This is a genomic window from Streptomyces sp. NPDC101110 (assembly GCF_044759525.1).
In the GTDB taxonomy this organism is placed as follows: domain Bacteria; phylum Actinomycetota; class Actinomycetes; order Streptomycetales; family Streptomycetaceae; genus Streptomyces.
Genome location: NZ_JBIVZM010000005.1, coordinates 263709 through 280597 on the forward strand (window position 1 = coordinate 263709; position 16889 = coordinate 280597).

The following is a 16889-nucleotide window of genomic DNA, read 5'->3' on the forward strand; positions in this document are numbered from 1 at the left end:
CGGCGTGAACCACAGGGCGGGGACGCTCAGTAGTTCACGTCGGCGTTCTCCAGCGTCCTCGTGGTGTCGAGGAAGCCCTTGCGGGCCGCGACGAGCCGCCCGTCCCGCACCACCTGAAGGGTCACGTCGGCGTTGACCAGGCGGGGGAAGCCCACCCCGGCGAGCTTGTCCTGGAACCGCCACCGCAGCGTCGGGGTGAGCCCGCCCGTCTCGATCTCCAGACCGTCGTCCAGGGCCTCCGCCACGGTGTCGGCACTCACCTCGCCGTCGCCGAGCGCCTCGACGATCTGCCGGAACACCGTGTAGGCGATCCAGGTGGTCTGCACACCGGCGTCCGCGGGGTCGATGCGGTTGTCGCCGAAGGCCTCCTCGCGGATCACCCGCTTCATCCCGTCCCAGCGCGGATCGCCGGCCACCGGGTACCAGCCGGTGATGTAGGAGCCCTCGTAGGGTCCCGACGCCCCGCCGGTCGCGTCGATCACCGTCTGGTCGACGCTGCCCAGCACGGTGGCCGTCCGCACCTCGGGGTAGTCCTCGCGGGCCCGCCGGAAGGAGTCCATGAAGGTGCCGTTGCGGTCCCCCAGCGCGGGCACCACGCACCCGTCGTCCGCCGCGCCGGCGGCGGTCGTGCGCAGAGCCCGGTCGGCCTGCCCGTCGTACGCGGTGGCGTCCTCCGCCGCCCGCTGGTCGGTCGAGGCCCGGTGCCCGCCCGCCTTCAGACCGGAGTCCAGCAGCGGGGGCAGCTGGTCGCCCGCGATGGTGTCGGGCCGGATCAGCGCGACGGGCCCGCAGTCGGCGAGGGCGCTGCCCAGACCGGCGAGCAGCGCGGGCTGCCCGCCGTTGACGGGGTAGGACAGGGGGCTGGTGAACTCGGCGTTGGTGATGCCGTAGCCGCCTATGTAGGGGATGCCCGCGCCCTCCAGCGAGGGGAAGAACGAGTCCGCGTACTGGCTGTAGGATCCGACGACCGCGACCACGTTCTCCTTGACGGCCCGCCGTGCGCACTTCGCGGCGGCCACGCTGTCGTTGTGGTCGTTGCAGGTCAGCACGTTGAGTTTGCGGCCGTTGATGCCGCCTTCGGCGTTGATCCAGCGGGCGTAGGCGCGGGCGAAGGCGGGCATGCCGGGCTTGTTGGTGGCCTTGGTGTCCTGCGGGGCCCAGGTCATGACGGTGATGGTGCCGTCGTCCCCGGCACCCCCCGTGGTACCGGGGACGACCCCGCATCCGGCGAGGAGCGACACGCACGCGAGGGCCGTGCCCGCACAGAGTGCGGCGCCTCTGGAACGACGGGTGAGGAGGCCGGGGAGGAATGTGCTGCGGGTGCGTCGCCTGCCGGTCATGCTTCCGCACGATTCCGTCACACGGCTAACCCGTGCGTGATCTCTGGTCAACAATGGGTGACGTGCAGGTGAATTGCGGGGGCCCGTGGGAGCGATGTGGAGGGGAACGTACGATCGATGACCGTGCAAGCTTCGGAGAACTCTTCCCGTCGTGGCCGTCGCTCCTCCACCATGGGCGGCATGCCTGTCAACGACATGCCGTGGTGGCGCTGGCGCAGCAATGTGCGCTCGGCGCTGCACATGCTCTCCGATCCCGGGTTCCAGCGGGACGTCTGGCTGGCCGGTGCGGACGGCTACGGTGACGTGACCGACGCGGTGTACCGGCTGGTCGAGGACACCTGGCTGGACCACTGGTCCGCCGACAAGTACGTCGGCACGATCTTCCGTGACTCGCAGGAGGCGGCCCTCGTCGACACCGCGGTGCTGCGGGTGCTGCGGATCATGCACCAGGTCGGGCCCGACGCGCCGGTCGCCGCCTACCTCGAGCACGAGGCCTGGCCGGAGGCGGTCCAGGCCGCCCGGGACGCGCACGTGCGGCTCGCCGCGAGCGACGGCGAGGAGCCGGACGCGGCGCCGCGGAGCCTGGAAGTGCTGCGGATCATGACCAGGTCCGCCTAGCGGGACGATTGCCGGTGGCGTCGTTCCTTGTGGGAACCTGTCCTGCATGAACGAGCAGTCCACCAGTGCCGCGGTCCCGGCCGACCAGTACGTCCTCACGCTTTCCTGCCCTGACCGCAAGGGCATCGTGCACGCCGTGTCGAGCTACCTGTTCATGACCGGCTGCAACATCGAGGACAGCCAGCAGTTCGGCGACCACGACACGGGACTGTTCTTCATGCGGGTCCACTTCTCGGCCGACGCCCCGGTGACCGTGGAGAAGCTGCGGGCGAGCTTCGCGGCGATCGGTGACTCCTTCCAGATGGACTGGCAGATCAACCGGGGCGACCAGAAGATGCGCATCCTGCTGATGGTCAGCAAGTTCGGGCACTGCCTGAACGACCTGCTGTTCCGGGCACGGACCGGGGCGCTGCCGGTGGAGATCGCCGGAGTGGTGTCGAACCATACGGACTTCGCCGAACTGGTGGGGTCGTACAACATCCCCTTCCACCACATTCCGGTGACGAAGGACACGAAGTCCGAGGCGGAGGGGCGGCTGCTCGACATCGTGCGTGAGGAGGGTGTCGAGCTGGTCGTGCTCGCCCGGTACATGCAGGTGCTGTCGGACGACCTGTGCAAGGCGCTCTCCGGGCGGATCATCAACATCCACCACTCGTTCCTGCCGAGCTTCAAGGGGGCGAAGCCGTATCACCAGGCTCATGCCCGGGGTGTGAAGCTGATCGGTGCGACGGCGCACTATGTGACGGCCGATCTCGACGAGGGGCCGATCATCGAGCAGGAGGTCGAGCGGGTCGGGCACGACGTGACGCCCGACGGACTGGTCGCCATCGGGCGGGACGTGGAGTGCCAGGCGCTGGCGCGGGCCGTCAAGTGGCATGCCGAGCGGCGGATTCTGCCCAATGGGCGACGGACTGTGATCTTCGCCTAGGAGCTCGGGGTGTCCCGTCCGGCGGCGGGTGCGGGTCGTGTGCGGTGGTTCGCGCCCACGCGGCGGAGCCGCATATCGGACGGAGCCCCGCGCCCCTGAGGACGCGCCCTGAGGCGGGGGACTACATCCGGCTGAGCGAAGCGGCCGCGAACAGGACGTCTCTGATCGCCTCCTTGTCTCCCACCTGGCCTGCCGCCGCCTCCTGAGGAGGAACGTGGCCGGCGGCAAGGCGGCAGAACTCGACGCCGTCCAGGGCCACATGGGCCACCTCGTGCTCGGCGGAGCCCTTCGCGGCGGGGGAGTCCAGCGGGATCAGCCACTCGCCGCCGCCCGAGCCCTCGATCTCCAGCCGGAGACTGCGGCCCGGTTCCCCCGCGGCGACCAGGTGGCGATGATGGGCCGGGGCGGCCAGACCGGCCCGGCGGCGGTGGGCCAGTGCGGTCGGCAGCATGCGGGCCGCCAGGTCGATCATGCGGTGCAGATGGCGCGGCGAGGGCGGGTCGTAGGGGTAGTCGACGGCGTCGGCGATGTCCTCCGCGTGCACCCAGCACTCGAAGGCACGGTCCAGCATCGCGTCGTGCAGCGGCAGTTCGAAGTCGCCGTACGACACCGGAGTCTGCTCGGAGACGCCGCCCGTGAAGGACACCGTGCGCACGAGGCTGTGGCTCTGCTCCCGCCAGGGCGCGCGGACGGACCGCGTGGGCGGGAAGTGGGAGGCGCGCCAGAACGCCTCGGTGCGGGCCGCCGGTGTCGGACGCCGGGCCGGGGCGTCGCCCAGCGGGTCGTCGAGACCGAGCGCGACCCCCACCAGGCCGTCGACGCTGAGCAGGTGCGCGATGACCCCCGCGACGGTGGTGCGGCGGCTCGTCGACGCGTCGGAGCGGAACCAGCGCAGCCGCACAGGCGCGTGCCACTCGGCGTCGCCGAAGTCCTGCAGCAGCGCGTCGAGGCGCGCGGTCTCGGCGTCGTACGCGGCGGCCCACTCCGGCACCGGGACGCGTGGCGGGCGCCGCTCCAGGCAGGCGTCCAGGACGCGGGTGCGCAGCCCCGGGTCCAGGTCGAGGCTCTCGGGGCGTTGCAGCAGTCCGACCGCCTCGCGCAGCCGCCGGGCCTCGTCGGCGCAGGAGCCGCACGCGCCGAGGTGCTCCTCGACGGCCGTGGCCTCCTCGGCCGAGCAGGCGGCCAGCGCCCAGGCGCCGAGCAGGGCCTTCAGTACGGGGTGCTCGAAGACGGGCGGGGCGGGTGGCGGTGGCGGATCGCCGAGGGCCGCCGGCGCGGGCAGCGGAAGCCCGCTGTCCTCGACGGACACCCGGGGCGTGGGGATCCGCGGCGGACGCTCCCGCCCCGTGGCCCCGACGCCGGCCTCCCCCCGACCCGCCCCACCCGGCCCCCCGAAGCCGCCCGGCCCCGGCTCGTCCGCCCCACCGGCGCCCTGCTGGTCCGCCCCACCGGCGCCGCCCGGCCCCGGCTCGTCCGCCCCACCGGCGCCCTGCTCGTCCGCCTGACCGGCGCCACCCGGTCCCTGCTCGCCTGTCCTGCTGGAGCCGCCCCGCGCTGACCCTTTCGTCCCGCCGAAGCCGCCCGGCCCCTGCTGGTCCGCCTCGCCGGCGCCACTCGGCCCCTGCTCGTCCGTCCTGCTGGAGCCGCCCAGTCCTGGCCCGTTCGGCCTGTCGGAGGTGTCCGGCGTGCCCGGGGTGGGGCCGGGCTCGGTCTTGCCGTTCGTGCGCGGCGTGCCGTTCTCGTCCCTCACACCGGCCTCGTGCTGAATGCCGCTCTCGTCCTGGATGCCGCTCTTGTCCCGGCTGTTGCCCTGTTCCTCGTGGTCGTCTTCCCCCGCGCCGCTCTCGTGCGCCTCGAACCGGTCCGGCCCGTTCACACCGCACCCCCGTATCCGGGCGGCGCACCGGGCGGTTCGGTGTCGTGGGCGGTGGAGAGCAGTTGCAGGCCGAGCCGCAGACGGCGGCGGGCCTCGTCCTCGGTGATGCCGAGGTCGGTGGCCGTCCGGCGGTAGTCGCGGCGCTGGAAGTAGGCCCGCTCCAGGGCCGAGCGCAGCGGGACCGGCATGGACTGGACGATGTAGTCGGCGCGGGCGGCGATCGAGGCGCGGCGCACCCTGTGCTCCAGCTCGTCCGCCGTGCCGGCACCGTCCCGGGCGAGAGCGGCGGTCTCGGTGGCGCGCAGCCGCTGCACCGCGAGCCGGTGCGTCAGGGTGGCGACCCAGGTGCGCAACGGGCCCTGCCTGGGGTCGTAGGAGCCGGGATGCTCCCAGACGTGGACGAAGACCTCGCGCGTGATGCCGTCGGCGGCGCGCTCGTCGCCGAGCACACGGTGGGCGAGGCCGTGCACGAGGGAGGCGAACCGGTCGTAGAGCTCGCCGAGGGCAGCCGCTTCGCCGCGGGCGAGCCGCTGCTGCATCGTGCGGTCCCAGCGGGGCGGTACGTCCTTTTCCGCCATGCGGCCCCTCCACCCCCCTGCTCGTGTCCCGCGCCCGTGCCGTGTCCAGCCTGTGTCCGACGTCTCCTCGAATGTAGTCGGCACGGCCGGTGGCGCACGCCCCTTTGTGGCAATGTGCGCCCCCTGACCGGCCGCAGGTGGTAGAGGACCACCGGCGCTCGCACCGGGTGCCTTTGGGCTCGCGCCTACCCCACCGGCCTCCGATCAGACCTGACTGAAGAGGATCGAACAGGATCGAAGTCGACTAAAACAAGCCTCTTCCGCGGGGGATCCGTTTTCCGGGTCGCGTTTCAGGGAACCGCCGCTGGGCAGCCGCGCTGCAAGGAAGCGTAGGGTCTGCTTCCGGTTTGGCGATCGAAGGGCGTGGTGGTGACCTTCAAAGTGACCGGCGGCGAGCAGGGCGGATGGGCCGTGCTCCAGGTGTCGGGCGAACTGGATCTGGTGACGTCACCGGTGCTGCGTCAGCGCGTGCACGACGTGGTGGCCGAGGGGCATCACTGTCTCGTCCTGGATCTGTCCGAGGTGTTCTTCTGCGACTCCAGCGGCGTCGGCGTGCTCATCGCGGCCCGTCGGCTGATCCGCTCGTGCCAGGGCCGGCTGCGCCTCGTGCTGCCCGCCCGGGGCGCGGCCGACGGGTCCCACGTCAACCGGGTGCTCGGCGCGCTGGGTGTCCGCAGACTGTTCGACGTGTACGGCGATGTGGAGGCGGCCCTCGGCGACGAGGGCGAACCCCTGTCCGCGTGACGGCCCGATGACGCACGGTACGGCGAATGTCGCCGTTCCGACACGCCGTTGTCCCGGAATTCCCCCGGTCTTGGCAGAAGTGACGTTTTCCCGCGCCCGAACGGCGCCCTCCGTCGTACGCTCCGACCGAGACGTACCCCACCCGACGTAAGGCGGCCCGAGAGAGACATGGTCAGCAGCGAGTACGAGCGCAGGATCGCCGCCCGGTTCGCCACCTTCGACCAGGACGGCAACGGCTACATCGACCGTGAGGACTTCTACGGCGCCGCCAAGGCGCTGCTCACGGAGTTCGCCGTGGCGGCCCGGTCCGACAAGGGCCAGGCCCTGTACGGCGGTGCCGAGGCCTTCTGGCAGGGCATGGCCGGCATCGCGGACCGCGACGGCGACCAGCGCATCACGCGCGAGGAGTTCGTCAACGGCGCGGTCAAGCGCCTGCGCGACAACCCCGACCGGTTCGCCGAGATCGCCCGCCCCTTCCTGCACGCGGCCCTGGACGTCGCGGACACCGACGGTGACGGCACGGCGACGGTCGACGAGGCCGGACGCGTCCTGAAGTGCCTCGGCGTCCCCGAGGACGTCGCCGGACCGGCCGCCGCCACGCTCGACACGGACGGTGACGGCAAGGTCGGCGAGGCCGAGGTCGTCCCCGCGTTCGCCCGCTACTTCACCGTGCCCGAATAGCGCTCGCGCAGCTTGTACTTCAGCACCTTCCGCAGGGTCTCGCCCCGCGGAAGGGCGTCCACCACCTCCAGCCGCTCCGGCAGCTTGTGCACCGACAGTCCCTCGGCGCGCAGGAACGCGGTGACGCTCGCGAGCGTCAAGGCCCCGGCCCCCGGCGGCTGTTCCACCACCGCGCACACCAGCTCGCCGCGCGCCGCGTCGGGCAGGCCGATCACGGCAACGTCCCCGACGGCCGGATGCCGGTGCAGCAAGTCCTCGATCTCCTGCGCCGAGATGTTCTCGCCCTTGCGGATGATCACGTCCTTCAGCCGGCCGGTGAGGACCAGATGCCCGGTGTCCGTGAGGTGACCGAGGTCGCCGGTGCGCAGGAACCCCTCGGCGTCGAAGGCCTCCACCGTCTGCCCCGGATCCAGATAGCCGCGGCACACGGCCTCCCCACGCAGCCGCACCTCCCCGTCCACGATCCGGATCTCCATCCCCTCCGGTGGCCGTCCCTCGGTCGTCGCCAGCAGCTCGGGATCGTCGTCGGGCGCCCCCATGGTGATCATCGGCACCTCGGTCATGCCGTAGCCGTGGGTGAGCCGCACACCCATCTCGCGCACGACCGCGTGGTACAGCTCCGGCGGCTTGGGCGCCCCGCCGCCCGCCAGCAGCCGCAGTGACGGCACCACCGGTTCGCCCGGGCGCTTGCGCTGCTCCGCCAGGAACATCGAGTAGAACGCCGTCGAGCCGCCCGCCATCGTCACCCCGTGCGCGCGGTACGCCGTCAGCGCGTCCGGCAGCGCGAACTGCTCGAACAGCACCGCCGGGAAGCCGTACAGTAGCAGCATCACCGTGTAGTCGGGACCGCCGATGTGGGCGTAAGGGAAGGCGATCGAGCCCACGTCGTCCGCCGAGGGGCGCAGCGCGTGCGCGAGGCAGGAGCCGCCCGCGAGCAGGGAACGGTCCGTGTGCAGCACGCCCTTGGGGTCGGACGTCGTGCCGGACGTCCAGTAGATCCAGCGGACGGCGGCGCCGTCGGAGGGCGGGGGAGGCAGGACGGACGGATCGCCGTCAGGCAGGTCGTCGTAGGCCTCGAAGACGCCCTTCGCGCCGAGGCGCCGGGCCATCTCGGCGTGGTCGAAGCCGCGCCAGGTGCCCGGCACCGCGAAGAACTCGGCCTTCGACTCGCGCAGTGCGAAGCCGACCTCGCGGTCCCGGTAGAAGGGGATCACCGGGGTCTGCACGGCGCCGAGCCGGGCCAGGGCGAAGGACAGCACGGCCGTCTCGATGCGGGTGGGCAACTGCCAGGCGACCACCGTGCCGGGGCGCACGCCCATGCCGTACAGCCCGGCCGCGACCCGCTCGGCACGGGTGTGGAGAGCCCCGAAGGTCAGCGTCCGCCCGTCCTGGAGGAAGAGCGGGCGGTCGGGCGTGAGGGCCGCACGGCGGGTGACCAGCTCCCACAGCGTGCGGGACGCACTCAGGGCCTGCGGGGTGTCGTGCACGGCTGCCCCCTGCTGCTCGGCGAGGTCCTTGGCTGACGGGTCGTCAGATGCGATGCTATCTGACGAGTCATCAGATTAGTACCGTCCGGCGGAGGGGACCCATGGCGACCGAACTGCCCCGCATCATCAGCGTCGACGACCACGTGATCGAACCGGCCCACCTCTTCGACACGTGGCTGCCGGCCAGGTACCGCGAGCGCGGCCCCAAGGCGCTGACCGCCGGAATCGGTGAACTCGCCTACGTCGGCGGCACATACCGCATCACCATGGACCCGGACGGCCAGCCCACCGACTGGTGGGTCTACGAGGACCTGAAGTTCCCGTACAAGCGCAACATCGCCGCCGTCGGCTTCGACCGTGACGAGATGACCCTGGAGGGCATCACCCGCGAGGAGATGCGGCCCGGCTGCTGGGACCCGAAGGAACGCCTGAAGGACATGGACCTCAACCATGTCGAGGCGAGCCTGTGCTTCCCGAGCTTCCCGCGTTTCTGCGGCCAGACCTTCGCCGAGGCGCACGACAAGGAGGTCGCCCTCGCCTGCGTGCGCGCCTACAACGACTGGATGGTCGAGGAGTGGTGCGGCGACAGCGGCGGGCGGCTCATCCCGCTGTGCCTGATCCCGCTGTGGGACGTCGGGCTGGCGGTCCGGGAGATCCACCGCAACGCCGCCCGCGGGGTGCGTGCGGTGACCTTCTCCGAGATCCCCACCCACCTCGGACTGCCGTCCATCCACTCCGGCTACTGGGACCCGTTCTTCGCCGCCTGCCAGGAGACCGGCACGGTCGTCAACATGCACATCGGCTCGTCCTCGCAGATGCCCGCGGCCTCCCCGGACGCCCCGCCCGCCGTCCAGGCCTCACTCAGCTTCAACAACGCGATGGCCTCGATGATGGACTTCCTCTTCAGCGGAGTCCTGGTGCGCTACCCGCGCCTCAAACTGGCCTACTCCGAGGGCCAGATGGGCTGGATCCCCTACGCCCTGGAGCGCGCCGACGACGTCTGGGAGGAGCACCGCGCCTGGGGCGGGGTGCGGGGTGCCATCCCCGAGCCGCCGTCCACGTACTACTACCGGCAGATCTTCTGCTGCTTCTTCCGCGACAGGCACGGGGTGGCGTCCCTGGACGTGGTCGGCCGCGACAACGCCACCTTCGAGACCGACTACCCGCACGTCGACTCGACGTTCCCGCACACCAAGGAGGTCGCCCTCGAGCACGTCGAGGGACTCGACGACGAGACGGTGTACAAGTTGATGCGGGGCAACGCCATCCGGATGCTCGACTTGGACCTCGACCGCTGATGGACCTGTCGGACACGCCCGAGGAGGCCGCTTTCCGGGCCCGGCTGCGGGAGTGGCTCGCGGCGGTGCTCCCCGGCCTCCCGAGCAAGCCGTCCCCCGGCGACTGGCCGGGGCGGCGCGCCTACGACCTCGGCTGGCAGCGGCGGCTCCACGACGCCGGCTACGCCGACGTCCACTGGGACGCCTCCCCGACGACCCGCCTGATCTTCCTGGAGGAGACCGAGAAGGCGGGCGCCCCCTACGTCGGTGCCAACTTCGTGGGCCTGCTGCACGCGGGCCCGACCATCGCCGCCGAGGGCACCGCGGAGCAGCGGCGGCGCTGGCTGCCGCCGATCCTGCGCGGGGAGGAGGTCTGGTGCCAGGGCTTCAGCGAACCGGGCGCCGGTTCCGACCTCGCGGCGCTGCGCACCCACGCGCGGCGCGACGGTGACGCCTACGTGGTGACCGGCTCCAAGATCTGGACGTCGCACGCGGAAGTCGCCGACTGGTGCGAACTGTTGGTGCGAACCGACGCCGGGGCGCCGAAGCACCGGGGCATCACCTGGCTGGCCATGCCCATGGACGTGCCCGGCATCACCGTACGGCCGCTGAGGACGCTCGCCGGGTCGGCCGAGTTCGCCGAGGTGTTCCTGGACGAGGTGCGGGTGCCGGTGGCGAACCGGGTCGGGGACGAGAACGACGGCTGGCGCGTGACCATGGTGACGCTGTCCTTCGAACGCGGCACGGCGTTCGCGGGCGAGGTCGTGGCCTGTCGGCGCGTGCTGGGCGAACTGGCCGTCGAGGCCCGCAAGAACGGCCGGTGGGACGATGTGGCACTGCGTCGCCGGCTGGGCAGGCTGCACGCCGAGTTCCGGGCGCTGTGGCGGCTCACGCAGTGGAACGTCAGTGCGGCGGAGGCGACGGGTGGGGTGCCGGGAGCCTCGGGCTCCGTCTTCAAGCTCCGCTACTCGCACGCCCGTCAGGAGCTCTACGACGCCGCCGCCGCGGTACTGGGGCCCCACTGCCTGGACCTGGACCGCCCGTGGGTCCTGGACCGGCTGTCCGCCCTGTCCTACACCATCGCGGCCGGCACCTCGCAGATCCAGCACGACATCATCGCCGAGCGCATCCTCGGCCTGCCCAGGGGACGGTGAGCCGCCGTGCGGTTCCGGCTGACGGACGACCAGCGGGCGCTGCGGGAGGGCGTCCGCGAGGTGCTCGCACGGCGGTTCGACGGGGAGGCCCTGCGGGCGGCGGTGGAGGCGGCCGGCGGAGGTGGTGTCACCGAGGGGGGTGCCGACGGGGCCGGTACGGGGCGCGTGGCCGGGCCGCCGCGGGTCGACCGGGGGCTGTGGCGGGCCCTCGGGGACCTCGGGTTCTTCGCCCTGCGGCTGCCGGAGGCGCAGGGCGGGGTCGGACTCGGCCTGCCGGAGGCCGTGTTGGTGTTCGAGGAGGCCGGGCGGGTGCTGCTGCCCGGCCCGCTCGTCGCGACCCACCTCGCGGCCGGTGCCGTACCGGGCGCGGCCACCGGGGAGAGGGTCGTGGCGGCCGTGGACGGCGGGCTCGTGGAATGGCTGGCGGAGGCGGACGTCGTCCGGGGGGACGCCGCGGGTGCCGTGCCGCTGCGCTCGGTCGACCCGCTGACCCCCCTGCACCGCGTGACCGCGCGGCGACCCGCGCCCGATCCCGTCGCGATCCTGCTCACCGCGGCCGAGCAACTCGGCACGGCGGCCCGGGTCTGCGCACTCGCCGCGCAACACGCCCGGGTGCGCGAACAGTTCGGCCGGCCTGTCGGGGCCTTCCAGGCGGTGGCACACCTGTGCGCGGGGATCCTGGTCCGCGTCGAGACGGCCCGCGCCGCCGTCTACGCCGCCGCCGTCACCGGCGACGCCGCCGACATCGCAGCGGCCCGGCTCCTCGCCGACGAGGCCGCCGTGCGCGGCGCCCGCGACTGTCTCCAGGTGCACGGCGGCATGGGCTTCACCTGGGAGTCCGAGGTCCATCTGCATCTGAAACGCGCATGGGTTCGAACCCAGCGTGCGGGCGGTGTCACGGAGAGTGAAGACCTGCTCGCGGCCACCCTGGCGTCCGAAACGGCCTGACGGGCCGTCTGGCTGCGATATCGCCGCACGCCCTCCCGGAGATGTCGCGGATCGTGGCATACCGGAATCACGGAGCGTTGATATCGGCTTGTGTCCTCAGTGTGACTCGTTACGGCCTGGAGTCGATTGCCGACTCCGGTACCTTGTGTCAGATGCGAGTGGCTCCGAGCGCAGTGCGACCCCGTGGCGCCGCCTGTTCGACTGCCCGCGGCGAGCGTCGCACAGTATGCCGCACGGGTACTCCTTCGCGCTGGAATATGCCCGAAGCGCTTGTTGGCGTGACTGTACGTCAACCATGCTGTCCCACAAGGGATTCACGTTCTGTGATCCTCGTCCCGGCCGTTGTTCTGGCCATGCAGAAAATGGCTACGATCGTGGCCCTCGTGAGGCGCGAGTTCAAGTGTCCGCCGGTTCGGATGGTGTGAGCGGTGCAGGTGCTTCAAGTGCAGCTGGAGATCCGGCCCGACCCCGCAGAAGTGGGGCGAGCCCGGCGGTGGGCCCGCTCCCGCCTGGCCGGGTCCGGCATACAGGCCGATGAGCCCGTCGCCGAGACGCTGATCCTGCTCGTCTCCGAACTCGTCACCAACGCCGTGGTGCACACCGGGTGCCCGGCGGTGCTGCGGCTCTCGCTGCCGGGCGCGGCGTCCGGGGAGGCCATCGTCCGCCTCGAGGTCGCCGACCGCAGCGTCCGCGCCCCCGTGCCCCGATGCGCGGACGACGACGCGACCGGCGGCCGCGGTCTCGCCCTCGTCGACGGGCTCGCCGACCGCTGGGGCTGGAGCGCCGAGGGCACCGGCAAGCGCATCTGGTGCGAGCTGGACTGCGGTGCCGAACCGCGCGGCGCCGCCGTGTGCGGGAGTCGTGTCGTGCCGTACGGCGGGGCCGCGGCGGCGCGTGAGGGGATCACCTACGAGGCGGTGTAGGGCCCGCTCGTCCGACCGGTGGCCGAGGTGTACGGGGGCACGGCGACCGAACGCCCCGGTCCTGCCACGATGCGGTGCGCCTGGGTGTGCTTCCGTGCGCGCCTGTATCAAAAAGGTCATAAGTGGCAAATCCCCGAACGGGCGTTGACGCGTCGTAATGGTTTGATCACGCTTGTGGGAACGATTCGCCGTGAGGGGACGGCGAGGGCTTCAGCGACGGGAGTCCTCGGCGAGTGTGGGTCGTGATCCGGTGCCCGTCGCCCAGGGCCGGGGAACCCGGGACCGGGACGCCGGATCGGGGTGACGGCGCGGACTGCCGGGCTCGGGGTGTGCAGTGCCGCGCCGTCGGCCGTCCTTCCGCAGGGGGGTGAAGGGCGCCAGAGCCGTCCCGGGCCGGAGGAATCCGTCCCGGGACGGTGCGGACGCCGCCGCCGGTCAGATGACGGGGGCCGCGACCCGGGTGTAGGTGACGGGATTGCTCGTGCCGGCGGGAGTGGTGACGCGGACGGGGACCGGTCCGGCCGCCCCCGTGGGGGCCACGGTGGTGATCTGGGTCGGCGAGACCACCGTGAACGACGCCGAAGTCGTGTCGAAGCGGACGTCGGTGGCGGTGGCGAGGTTGGTGCCGGTCAGGGTGACGACGGTGACGGCGCTCGCCGGTCCGCGATCGGGGGCGAGCGCGCTCAGCGCCGGGGACGCGAGATAGACGTAACCGACGGGGTCACTGGTGCCGCCGGGGGTGGTCACGGTCACCGACGTGGTGCCGGCCGCATGGGGCGGCGTGACCGCCGTGATCTGGGTGGCGGAATCGACGGTGAACGAGAGCGCCGCCACCCCGTCGAACCGCACCGCTGTCGCATTGAGCAGGTCGGTGCCGGTCAGCGTCACCGAGGTACCGCCGGCAGCGGAGCCGGAGGGTGGAACAGCGGCCGTCAGCGCGGGCCGGGCCGCGTAGTAGAAGTACGCCTGCGGATTGTTGGGATTGCTGGTGCCTGCGGCGGTCGTGACCGTGACGGGTGCGGCGCCGGGGGTGTTCGGTGGGGTGGTGGCGGTGATCTGGGTGGCGGAGTTGACGGTGAACGAGGTCGCCGGTGTGCCGCGGAAGGAGGCGGCTGTGGCGCCGGTGAGGTTGGTGCCGGTGAGGGTGACGGTGGTGCCGCCGGAGGTCGGGCCCTGGTTGGGGGCCAGGCCGGTGACTGCGGGTACCGCGAGGTAGGTGAAGGTGAGGCTGTTGCTGGTGCCGGCGGCGGTGGTCACCGTGACGGACGCGGCGCCGGCGGTGTTCGCCGGGGCGGTGGCGGTGATCTGGGTCGCGGAGTTGACGGTGAACGAGGCTGCCGGTGTGCCGCCGAAGGAGACGGCTGTGGCGCCGGTGAGGTTGGTGCCGGTGAGGGTGACGGTGGTGCCGCCGGAGGTCGGACCCTGGTTGGGGGCCAGGCCGGTGAGGGTGGGAACGGCGACGGTGACATAGGTGAACGTCACCTGCTGGCTGCTGGTGCCCTGACTGGTGGTGACGGTGACGTTGACCGCACCCGTGCCGGACGGCGTGACAGCCGTGATCTGGGTACTGCTGTTGACGGTGAACGAGGTCGCGCTCTTCACGCCGAATCGAACGGCCAGGGCGCCGGTGAAGTCCGATCCGGTCACCACGACGGTCGTACCGCCGGAGGCCGGCCCCTGGACGGGGGTGACGGAAGAAACCACAGGAGCGGCCAAAGCTGTACTCCTTCACATGGGGACACGGCTGCAAATGAAGGGGACCCGTCCGGGCGGAGGGGGGCCACCGCCCGGACGGGCGTCATCGCCTCCGCTGCGCGGAGGCCGCCAGGGGGATCAGATGCCGGGACCAGCGACGTACGTGAAGGCGCCGACGGCGGTGTCCGATCCCGCGGGGTTGGTCACCACCACGTCCACCGCGCCCGCCGTGCCGGGCGGGGTCACCACCGAGAGGGTCGTGGTGTTGATGACCGAGAACGGTGCCACGGCACCGTCGAAGGTGACCGACTCGGTGCTGTCGAGGTTGGTGCCCGTGACGGTGACCGCGGTGCCGCCCGAGGTCGGACCCGAGGTCGGGGTGAGGGACGTGATCGTCGGGGTGTCGACGTAGGTGTACGTCAGACCGTTGTTGGTGCCGCCCGCGGTGGTGACGCTGACCGAGACGGGTCCGGCCGCCGCGCCGGCGGGAACCGTGACACTGAGCGAGCTGTCGGAGTTCACGGTCGGCGTCGCGGTCACTCCGCCGAAGGAGACACTGGTGGCCGTCGACAGGCCGGTGCCGTTGAGGCTGATGGTGTTGCCCCCGGCCAGCGGACCGGACGACGTGCCCAGGGAGGACTTGAAGGGGGCGCCGACGTAGAAGAACGGAACCGGGTTGCTGGTCCCGCCGGGCGTGGTCACGGTGACCCCGACCGTGCCGGTGCCCGAGGGGGAGACGGCGGTGACCTGGGTCGGCGAGACGTTGGTGACGGCGGTGGCCGACTTGGTGCCGAACTTCACCGCGCTGGTGTTCGACAGGTTCGTGCCCGTGATCGTCACCAGCGTGCCGCCGCCGGTGGACCCCTGGTTGGGAGAAATGGGCATGAAGCACTCCTCACTGGTCGATGGAGACGTGCGAGGAACCGGCACAAGGCGTCCGGCGATGGCGGAGGTGTCATCGCTGCCGGGCCCCGGGCGGGCGAGGAGACAGGTCCGGTACGCCTCCTGGGCAAGGAGAAAACCGGCATGGGCTGCCTCGACGTCCCCCCGGCTCGGGGATGGGCAGCCCGCCGGTTCGTACTCTCAGTGACCCACAGGGCCAACCGAGTGACAAGGGGATGTCATTGCACGTCACCCGGACGGAGTAATGGGTGACGGGGTGCGTGTGCGGTGCCGGCACGGCGTCGGCCGGTGTCGTGGACGACACCGGCCGACTGGATCCAAGTCCCCACCAGGGGTGCCCATCGCGGTCCGCCAACATTCACTCCCGGCTTCTCCGGAGAAGTCGCAGGTGGTGCGGCTGCCGCAGCCCCCGGTGAGGATGGGCGGCCCACCGGTTGGATCTCCTTCAGTAATCCACCTCCGCCGCGGGACCGGCAAGACGCTCTGTGCCATGTCACGCGAATGGCCCAGTGGAATATGCGGTTCGCCCCGGAGCGGAACTCACTCATCCGGCTTGCCCTGCGTGCGCACGATCGACGGTCACGGTCAAGTGGGACTGCCGAGAGGCAGTCCGGCGCACCGACGAAGGGAGACTCCGTGCTGACCGTGAGAAGAGTGCGCTGCCTGGCGCTGGCCGCGCTGCTGGGTACGGCGGTGGCGGGTACGGTGCCGCACGCCGCCGCCGGCAGCCTCGGCCCACGCCGGGCGGTGGCGGTGCCGTGCGGGAATTCCGCCGCGCTGATCCAGGAGATCAACAAGGCCAACAGCCTTGGTTCCGGGTCCATTTCGCTCACGTCGGGCTGTGACTACCCGCTCTCCGGCCCGGCCCAGCCCCCGGGCCCCAACGGCCCCAGCGGGCTTCCCGTGATCACCGGGAATGTGGTCATCAGCGGCGCCTCCGCCGGCATCACCCGCGTCACCGGCACGCCGTTCCGCATCGCGGAGGTCGCCGCCGGCGGATCACTCACGCTCAACGGGATCACACTGGCGAACGGCAGCGCCACGGCGACCCCGGATGGCACCGGGGGCGGCGTCCTCACGCAAGGGACCCTCTCGCTGGCCAACTCCCGCGTCACCGGCGGCGAGGCCGCGCGACTCGGCGGCGGTATCGCCGTCGCCTCCGGCGGGACCGCCCGCTTGTCCAACAGCTTCGTGTCGGGCAACACCGCCTCGGACGGCGGTGGCATCCATGTCGGCGCCACCGGCCGGCTGACCGTGAGCGGCGGATCCGTCACGGAGAACACCGCCACCTACACCGGTGGGGGACTGGCCACCTACGGAAGCACGTCGCTCAGCAGCGTGACCGTGAGCCGCAACGACGCCGAGACCTTCGAAGGCGGAGGCGTCTTCGCCGGTGACGGTCCCCTGACCGTCACCTCGTCGAGGATCGCTACGAACTCGGCCGCCTCGAACGGTGGCGGCATCGCCAACCTGGGCGCCTCGGTGCGGCTGGTCGCCACCGGTGTGACGGAGAACGAGGCCGAACTCGGCGGCGGCGGGCTGTACAACCTCGCCGGCACCTCCACACTGGTCCTGGCCACCGTCACCGGGAACACCGCGGGCGAGCAGGGTGGCGGTGTCCTCCGTGACGGCGGTGCGGTCGTCCTGACGGGTTCCGTCGTCACCGGCAACACGCCCGACCAGTGCGCCCCGCCCGGGGCGGTCCTCGGCTGCTCCTCCTGAACGGTCCCGAGCGTC

15 protein-coding genes are annotated in these 16889 nt (G+C 71.8%); 9 read left to right on the top strand and 6 right to left on the bottom strand.

Annotation, left to right across the window (positions count from 1 at the left end):
* Positions 1–26: 26 nt before the first annotated feature.
* The gene (locus ACIQU3_RS13695) at positions 27–1340 is read right to left on the bottom strand and encodes an ABC transporter substrate-binding protein (RefSeq protein WP_403924965.1); all 1314 of its coding nucleotides are present in this window, start codon (positions 1338–1340) and stop codon (positions 27–29) included.
* Positions 1341–1457: 117 nt separating this feature from the next.
* On the opposite strand from ACIQU3_RS13695, the gene ACIQU3_RS13700 reads away from it, so the two are divergent.
* Positions 1458–1958 carry a hypothetical protein gene (locus ACIQU3_RS13700; RefSeq protein WP_403740389.1) on the top strand — a complete coding sequence of 167 codons (501 nt, stop codon included), beginning with the start codon at positions 1458–1460 and terminating at the stop codon, positions 1956–1958.
* A gap of 46 nt (positions 1959–2004) precedes the next feature.
* Positions 2005–2886, top strand: coding sequence for a formyltetrahydrofolate deformylase (gene purU / locus ACIQU3_RS13705; protein ID WP_403740392.1), 882 nt, complete (start codon positions 2005–2007; stop codon positions 2884–2886).
* 121 nt (positions 2887–3007) lie between these two features.
* Here the strand turns inward: purU and ACIQU3_RS13710 are convergent, their stop codons facing one another.
* On the bottom strand, positions 3008–4537 hold the full coding sequence (locus tag ACIQU3_RS13710) for a zf-HC2 domain-containing protein (protein WP_403925331.1): 1530 nt from the start codon (positions 4535–4537) through the stop codon (positions 3008–3010).
* A 221-nt stretch (positions 4538–4758) separates the two neighbouring features.
* Positions 4759–5340: a sigma-70 family RNA polymerase sigma factor gene (locus ACIQU3_RS13715; protein WP_403740395.1), complete on the bottom strand. Its 582-nt coding sequence runs from the start codon at positions 5338–5340 to the stop codon at positions 4759–4761.
* Positions 5341–5703: 363 nt separating this feature from the next.
* Between ACIQU3_RS13715 and ACIQU3_RS13720 the strand changes: the two genes are divergently transcribed.
* The gene (locus tag ACIQU3_RS13720) at positions 5704–6084 is read left to right on the top strand and encodes an STAS domain-containing protein (protein ID WP_403740400.1); all 381 of its coding nucleotides are present in this window, start codon (positions 5704–5706) and stop codon (positions 6082–6084) included.
* Positions 6085–6252: 168 nt separating this feature from the next.
* Positions 6253–6765: an EF-hand domain-containing protein gene (locus ACIQU3_RS13725; protein ID WP_366710989.1), complete on the top strand. Its 513-nt coding sequence runs from the start codon at positions 6253–6255 to the stop codon at positions 6763–6765.
* On the opposite strand, the gene ACIQU3_RS13730 is transcribed toward ACIQU3_RS13725, so the two are convergent.
* Entirely contained in the window at positions 6744–8252 is a 1509-nt protein-coding gene (locus ACIQU3_RS13730) for a class I adenylate-forming enzyme family protein (protein WP_403924968.1), read from the bottom strand. The genes ACIQU3_RS13725 and ACIQU3_RS13730 overlap by 22 nt on opposite strands.
* 101 nt (positions 8253–8353) lie before the next feature.
* Here ACIQU3_RS13730 and ACIQU3_RS13735 point away from each other — a divergent pair, with 101 nt between their 5' ends.
* From ACIQU3_RS13735 to ACIQU3_RS13750, 4 genes are all read left to right on the top strand, one after another.
* Positions 8354–9550, top strand: a complete 1197-nt coding sequence (locus tag ACIQU3_RS13735) for an amidohydrolase family protein (protein ID WP_403924971.1) — start codon at positions 8354–8356, stop codon at positions 9548–9550.
* The gene (locus tag ACIQU3_RS13740) at positions 9550–10683 is read left to right on the top strand and encodes an acyl-CoA dehydrogenase family protein (RefSeq protein ID WP_403740412.1); all 1134 of its coding nucleotides are present in this window, start codon (positions 9550–9552) and stop codon (positions 10681–10683) included. Before ACIQU3_RS13735 ends, ACIQU3_RS13740 begins: the two co-directional genes overlap by 1 nt.
* Before the next feature lie 6 nt (positions 10684–10689).
* Positions 10690–11631 (top strand): acyl-CoA dehydrogenase family protein, encoded by a 942-nt coding sequence (locus ACIQU3_RS13745; RefSeq protein ID WP_403924973.1) that lies wholly within the window; start codon positions 10690–10692, stop codon positions 11629–11631.
* Between the two features lie 443 nt (positions 11632–12074).
* Positions 12075–12554, top strand: coding sequence for an ATP-binding protein (locus ACIQU3_RS13750; protein ID WP_403740464.1), 480 nt, complete (start codon positions 12075–12077; stop codon positions 12552–12554).
* A 435-nt stretch (positions 12555–12989) separates the two neighbouring features.
* Here ACIQU3_RS13750 and ACIQU3_RS13755 read toward each other — a convergent pair whose 3' ends face one another.
* Positions 12990–14270, bottom strand: a complete 1281-nt coding sequence (locus tag ACIQU3_RS13755) for an IPT/TIG domain-containing protein (RefSeq protein ID WP_403924977.1) — start codon at positions 14268–14270, stop codon at positions 12990–12992.
* Between the two features lie 117 nt (positions 14271–14387).
* Complete coding sequence (locus tag ACIQU3_RS13760; RefSeq protein WP_403740425.1) at positions 14388–15134, bottom strand: IPT/TIG domain-containing protein; 747 nt, start codon at positions 15132–15134, stop codon at positions 14388–14390.
* A gap of 654 nt (positions 15135–15788) precedes the next feature.
* Between ACIQU3_RS13760 and ACIQU3_RS13765 the strand changes: the two genes are divergently transcribed.
* Entirely contained in the window at positions 15789–16874 is a 1086-nt protein-coding gene (locus ACIQU3_RS13765) for a right-handed parallel beta-helix repeat-containing protein (RefSeq protein ID WP_403924980.1), read from the top strand.
* Positions 16875–16889: the final 15 nt, after the last annotated feature.

What these genes read in the sequence shown, in the direction of transcription:
- ACIQU3_RS13695 (WP_403924965.1), bottom strand. Translation starts at nt 1,340, where the DNA reads ATGACCGGCAGGCGACGCACCCGCAGCACATTCCTCCCCGGCCTCCTC.
- ACIQU3_RS13700 (WP_403740389.1), top strand. Translation starts at nt 1,458, where the DNA reads ATGACCGTGCAAGCTTCGGAGAACTCTTCCCGTCGTGGCCGTCGCTCC.
- purU (WP_403740392.1), top strand. Translation starts at nt 2,005, where the DNA reads ATGAACGAGCAGTCCACCAGTGCCGCGGTCCCGGCCGACCAGTACGTC.
- ACIQU3_RS13715 (WP_403740395.1), bottom strand. Translation starts at nt 5,340, where the DNA reads ATGGCGGAAAAGGACGTACCGCCCCGCTGGGACCGCACGATGCAGCAG.
- ACIQU3_RS13725 (WP_366710989.1), top strand. Translation starts at nt 6,253, where the DNA reads ATGGTCAGCAGCGAGTACGAGCGCAGGATCGCCGCCCGGTTCGCCACC.
- ACIQU3_RS13735 (WP_403924971.1), top strand. Translation starts at nt 8,354, where the DNA reads ATGGCGACCGAACTGCCCCGCATCATCAGCGTCGACGACCACGTGATC.
- ACIQU3_RS13740 (WP_403740412.1), top strand. Translation starts at nt 9,550, where the DNA reads ATGGACCTGTCGGACACGCCCGAGGAGGCCGCTTTCCGGGCCCGGCTG.
- ACIQU3_RS13760 (WP_403740425.1), bottom strand. Translation starts at nt 15,134, where the DNA reads ATGCCCATTTCTCCCAACCAGGGGTCCACCGGCGGCGGCACGCTGGTG.